The organism is Ancylomarina sp., assembly GCF_041555295.1.
Classification (GTDB): domain Bacteria; phylum Bacteroidota; class Bacteroidia; order Bacteroidales; family Marinifilaceae; genus Ancylomarina.
In genome coordinates this window covers 1-5,282 of sequence record NZ_JBFFKR010000243.1, presented here as the reverse complement: position 1 = coordinate 5,282, position 5,282 = coordinate 1, and the positions used below count along the sequence as shown (strand labels likewise).

Genomic DNA, 5,282 nt, shown 5'->3' with positions numbered 1-5,282 from the left:
TTATTGGCTTTTCTTAACTCTATTACCCATTTTTGATTTGTAACATCGCGAGCTGCCGCAAAAACTCCGAGAACATTTCCTTTATCATCTTTATAAACGGAAGCATTGTATGACACATCAGTTAAATTCCCGTTTTTATGTCTTATAGTTAAGGGATAGTCGGCTACAAAACCTTTTTCAAAAACCTGAATATAACCTTCTTGTGCTTTTTTAGGATCGGTAAAATAATTTGAAAAATCAGTATTTATTAGTTCTTCACGTGAAATACCGGTAACTTTTATTAATGCCTCGTTTACGTCCGTTATCTTTCCTTCTGCACTGATAGTAGCCAGTGGATCTAAACTAGCTTCTATCAAACTTCTGGTGTATTGATCCCTATTTCTATCGGATTTACTTTTTGTTGTTTCCATTTTATTTTTTGTACTGCTTCTGAAAAAGTAATTTATCTTGTTTGAATATTATCGGGTATATTTCAAATTTCTTCAATGGGGCTTCGTCTTTTATTCTTCAATTGTTTAAAATGAGAAGGGGAGAGTCCTGTAACCTTTTTAAACTGATTAGATAAATGAGCTACACTACTATAATTCATTTTCCATGCAATTTCTGTAATGGTTAATTCATCATAAATAATCAATTCTTTTATCTTTTCGATTTTATGAGAGATAATAAATTTCTCGATAGTAGTTCCTTGTACTTCTGAAAATAAATTAGCGAGATAAGTATAATCGTGATTTAATTTTTCACTTAAAAAATCAGAAAAGTTTGTTTTGATTATTTCATCCGTATGATGGATCATTTCAATAATAACCGTTTTTATTTTTTCAATCAATATAGCTCTCTTGTCATCCATTAATTCAAGTCCTGTGACGAGTAAGGCTCTTTGTAGCTGTTCTCTTTGCTCCACAGAAATATTTTCCATGATCTCAACTTCGCCTAAATCTACAACCATGAAATGTAGCCTAAGTTTTTTCAATTCTTCTTTAACCGCGGTTTTACAACGGTTACTTACCATGTACTTGATATATAATTTCATTTTTTTTTATAAATCTTTATAAAAATGGTCGTTTTTATATCATAAAGGGTTAGACAACTTCTATTATAAATTACATCATTCACACACTTTTTTGTGACATTTGTCACTTAATATACTTTTTAAAATGGAAAAATTCTTAACAATCAAAAAAAAGTTAAGTTATTTTATGGAAATAATCAATTTAGTTAAAAAAATGCTCTTCTAAACTAAATAAAGAGGTAGCCTTAATAGACTACCTCTTTCAAATCTAGTTAAAATAATCTATTACGGCTCAACAACTGTGTTACCGTCTAGAATTACAGAGGTTTGTGCTAAAGCTCTTCCATTAAAGGATGCTCCTGTTTGAAAAGTAATACCTGTCATTGACAAAATAATACCTTCAAAATGAGATGTTGCTCCAAAAGTCGCTTCACCAGCTACCTGCCAGAAAATATTTTTCGCTTGGGCTCCTCCTTCAAGCGTTACATTTACTGCAGCACTCATATTAAGATCACCTGAAATCTGGAAAATCCAAACATCATTGGCTCCACCCGAAATGGTGACATCAGTTGGCAAGGTAACAGTATTTGTCCATTTATATAAACCTGGAACAAGCGTTTTACCTCCTAAATTTCCAGTTCCTAATTCTAAAAAATCAGGAGTTGGACGACCTGCCGCATCGTTATAAGCGGTAGTCATATTTTCAACAGATGTCGTTAAATTAATTGGAGTTGGAGATGCCATATCAGACGCGAAAATTTGACCGGTAACTTGAGCCGATGTTGCATATCCTGTCAAATCGGTTAAGGAAAGTCCCGTAATGTACGATGTGGCTGCTGGACTTAAGCCCAAATCTCCGGTAATATTGGAAGTAGGATTGCTATTGATCGCGGTTTTAGCAAGAATCGCATAATTACCTGCTGCTCCAAGATCAACTACAGCCAAGCCTGCTGATGCAGCTACAGTTGTGAAACTCCATACTTTATCAGCAGCAAGTGTCTTACCTGCTAAATTTTCTGCTCCGGTTGTTAGCGTCGCAGTATAAATTGTTGCAGCGGCTAAGCTATTAGTTGGTGTAAAAGTTGCTGTTGTTCCTGAATAATCCACAACACCAGAAACTGCATTTGTTCCTTGCGTCAATGTAAATGTTTCAGTATTGATCGTTAAAGGATTCATTTCCTCACTGAATTCTGCAGTAATTATTTTACTACGAAGTACATCCACAGCATTGTTTGCCGGCTCGGAAGAATTCACCGTTGGTGCAAGATTTAAATCGCTATCGTCGTCTTTTGAACAACCCAACATCAAAACAACCGCTGCAATTGCAAGGGTTGATAATAGATTTTTTAATTTCATATAATAGATTTAATTTATATTGTACAAAACAAAGGTAATTACATTAACATGCTGAAATGTTACACCAAAATGCTATTAAGTTACATCATTCACACATTTGGTAGATTTAGTCTATTTAATATGAAAAGTAAATTAAGAGAGTACAAAAGTCATTTTTCATTCAGATACTCATTCCTGCGAAGGCAGGGCCTGCCTTCATGAGCGAATGGATTAATCTGTTGAACGCCGATAACTGACAGGCTTCTGACTACGCAAGAAGGATAGTTCGCATATTTTTTTTGAATACCCTCTCCTTTATCCTTAAAATATATAACGTATAGAAAGTGCGCCACCGTCCCCCCAAAAACCGCTATATCCAAAAATATTAAAAGTGGGCTTCCAATCAATGCCAATGTTTATGGGTATTTCAGTAAAGTTATATTCCAATCCAATGATGCCATCAAGTCCTATAACGGTGTAGCTTTTTCCAGGAGTTCCCCAGTTTGCATGATCACCATCCCAGATTCCAATATGACCACCGAATCCAAAATACCAATTCAACCTTTCAGCATTGCCAATCCTATTTTGAATTTCATAAAGTCCTGTTAGTTCAACCCCTTGCCATCTTGTTGAAAGAATACCTTCAAGAGCCGTTTTATTACTAATGAAATGCTTTAATATTAAACCATTTGAATATCCTGTCCTTAGACCAATTCCTGTGTTGTAATCTTGTGCAAAATTGACTGAAGACATACAGAATAGAATCAATAAAGTCGTAACAATTTTTTTCATGATATTTAGATGAATTAATTCCTACTCGTTTGGCTTTTCGGTTACGCCCCGTTTGAAATGGTTTTCAGACTCCATCTGTAATTAATTTAAATCCAGACCAGTTGGTAATGATCCCCTCTATGTTTTAAATTATTTTTTCCTTATAGCCAAGATGATTACAATACCACCCAGTCCAATTACCGTTAGTCCTATAAAAGGCGACCATCTCAATTTATGTTGTTGATTTCTTGTTATTTGAACATCCCCTATGTCAATTACATTTTCTTTTGTAAAGAAACTGAAGGTTGTGAAAATGGTCATAATTACACCAATTATCAGAACAATTAATCCAGCTTTTTTCATATTACTTTTATCCATGTTTTAAATTATTAGTAATAAATCGTATTTTTTTTAATATCTATCCTGGATAATCCTTGATAAATTAAGTAACTATTGCAATAACAAATGGAATATGAATAGCTTCGCCTGTATTATATTCAAAGCAGTCAACAGCCTATATTATGATAAATAGCATAGAAATTACTCAAAGCAAATTTCCTATTATATCCATTTCGTTAATTTATTCCAGCCATTATTTTAAAAGACAAAGGTGAGCAGGTTCAAATCACAATAGCTTACACAACTCTATTTAAATTTAAATAATACATCATTCACATATTTCGTGCATGAAAATAAAGTGTCGATTCGTTTCCCTCCACCCTAATTCATAAAAGGGATTTGTGAGTAAACACCCCGACAAAATCTGTATATTTTGAATAGAATCATTTATGCTTTTTCCCATGGGATCTTTTCGATTTTGAGTGATGGGAATTATGTGGGTTATTGGAATTCTTGTACCATCCCTTATGTTTTCCGTTATTTGTTTTATGAGCTACAACACAGGATGATGTACCGAATAAAAGACATATACCCAAAGCTAATATTACTAATGTTCTGATTTTTTTCATATCTATTTTAAATTAAATAAGTTGAAGTTTTTTTTAATGGGAATAATCAATTTAGTTTTTTTAAAAAGCTTTTATAAACTAAATAAAGAGGTAGCCTAATTAGGCTACCTCTCTCAAATCAATTTATAGAATCTATTACGGTTCAACAACGATATTACCGTCTAGAATTACAGAGGTTTGTGCTAAAGCTCTTCCATTAAAGGATGCTCCTGTTTGAAAAGTAATGCCCGTCATTGACAAAATAATACCTTCAAAATGAGATGTTGCTCCAAAAGTCGCTTCACCGGCTACCTGCCAGAAAATATTTTTAGCTTGGGCTCCACCTTCAAGCGTAACATTTACTGCTGCACTCATATTAAGATCACCTGAAATCTGGAAAATCCAAACATCGTCTGCTCCACCCGAAATGGTAACATCAGTAGGTAAGGTAACAGTACTTGTCCATTTATATAAACCTGGAACAAGCGTTTTCCCTCCTAAATTTCCAGTTCCTAACTCAAGAAAATCAGGAGTTGGACGACCTGCAGCATCGTTATAAGCTGTGATCATATTTTCAACAGATGTCGTTAAATTAATTGAAGTAGGAGTTACCATATCGGCTGCATAAATTTCACCGGTAACTTGAGCCGATGTTGCATATCCTGTAAAATCGGTTAAGGAAAGTCCTGTAATATACGATGTGGCTGCCGGACTTAAACCCAAATCTCCGGTAATATCAGAAGTAGGATTGTTATTGATCGCGGTTTTAGCAAGAATTGCATAATCACCTGCAGTTCCAAGTTCAACTACAGCCAGACCAGCTGATGCAGCTACAGTTGTGAAACTCCATACTTTATCAGCAGCAAGGGCATTACCAGCTAAATCTTTTGCTTCGGTAGTTAAGGTTGCAGTATAAATTGTTGCTGCCGCTAAGCTATTAGTTGGTGTAAAAGTTGCTGTCGTTCCTGAATAATCCACAACACCAGAAACTGTATTTGATCCTTGCATTAATGTAAATGTTGCAGTATTGATCGTTAAAGGATCCATTTCCTCACTGAATGCTGCAGTAATTATTTTACTGCGAATTACACCCACTGCGTTGTTTACAGGGTCTGTTAAAGATATCGAAGGTGATATATCATCGGGTAAAATACCAGTTGTAAAACTCCATACTTTATCAGCAGCAAGCGTCTTACCTGCTAAACTTTCTGCTCCGA

6 protein-coding genes are annotated in these 5,282 nt (G+C 34.6%); all 6 read right to left on the bottom strand.

Going from position 1 to position 5,282, the window contains the following annotated elements:
• On the bottom strand, positions 1 to 410 hold a 410-nt coding region (locus ABY905_RS13730), incomplete at its 3' end, for a PAS domain-containing protein (RefSeq protein WP_372644833.1).
• A gap of 62 nt (positions 411 to 472) precedes the next feature.
• Entirely contained in the window at positions 473 to 1,033 is a 561-nt protein-coding gene (locus tag ABY905_RS13725) for a helix-turn-helix domain-containing protein (protein ID WP_372644831.1), read from the bottom strand.
• A gap of 264 nt (positions 1,034 to 1,297) precedes the next feature.
• Positions 1,298 to 2,368, bottom strand: a complete 1,071-nt coding sequence (locus tag ABY905_RS13720; RefSeq protein WP_372644829.1) for an ice-binding family protein — start codon at positions 2,366 to 2,368, stop codon at positions 1,298 to 1,300.
• Positions 2,369 to 2,668: 300 nt separating this feature from the next.
• Complete coding sequence (locus ABY905_RS13715; RefSeq protein WP_372644827.1) at positions 2,669 to 3,139, bottom strand: hypothetical protein; 471 nt, start codon at positions 3,137 to 3,139, stop codon at positions 2,669 to 2,671.
• A gap of 129 nt (positions 3,140 to 3,268) precedes the next feature.
• The gene (locus tag ABY905_RS13710) at positions 3,269 to 3,496 is read right to left on the bottom strand and encodes a hypothetical protein (protein WP_372644825.1); all 228 of its coding nucleotides are present in this window, start codon (positions 3,494 to 3,496) and stop codon (positions 3,269 to 3,271) included.
• Positions 3,497 to 4,221: 725 nt separating this feature from the next.
• Positions 4,222 to 5,282: ice-binding family protein (locus ABY905_RS13705; RefSeq protein WP_372644823.1), on the bottom strand; the 1,061-nt coding region annotated here is incomplete at its 5' end.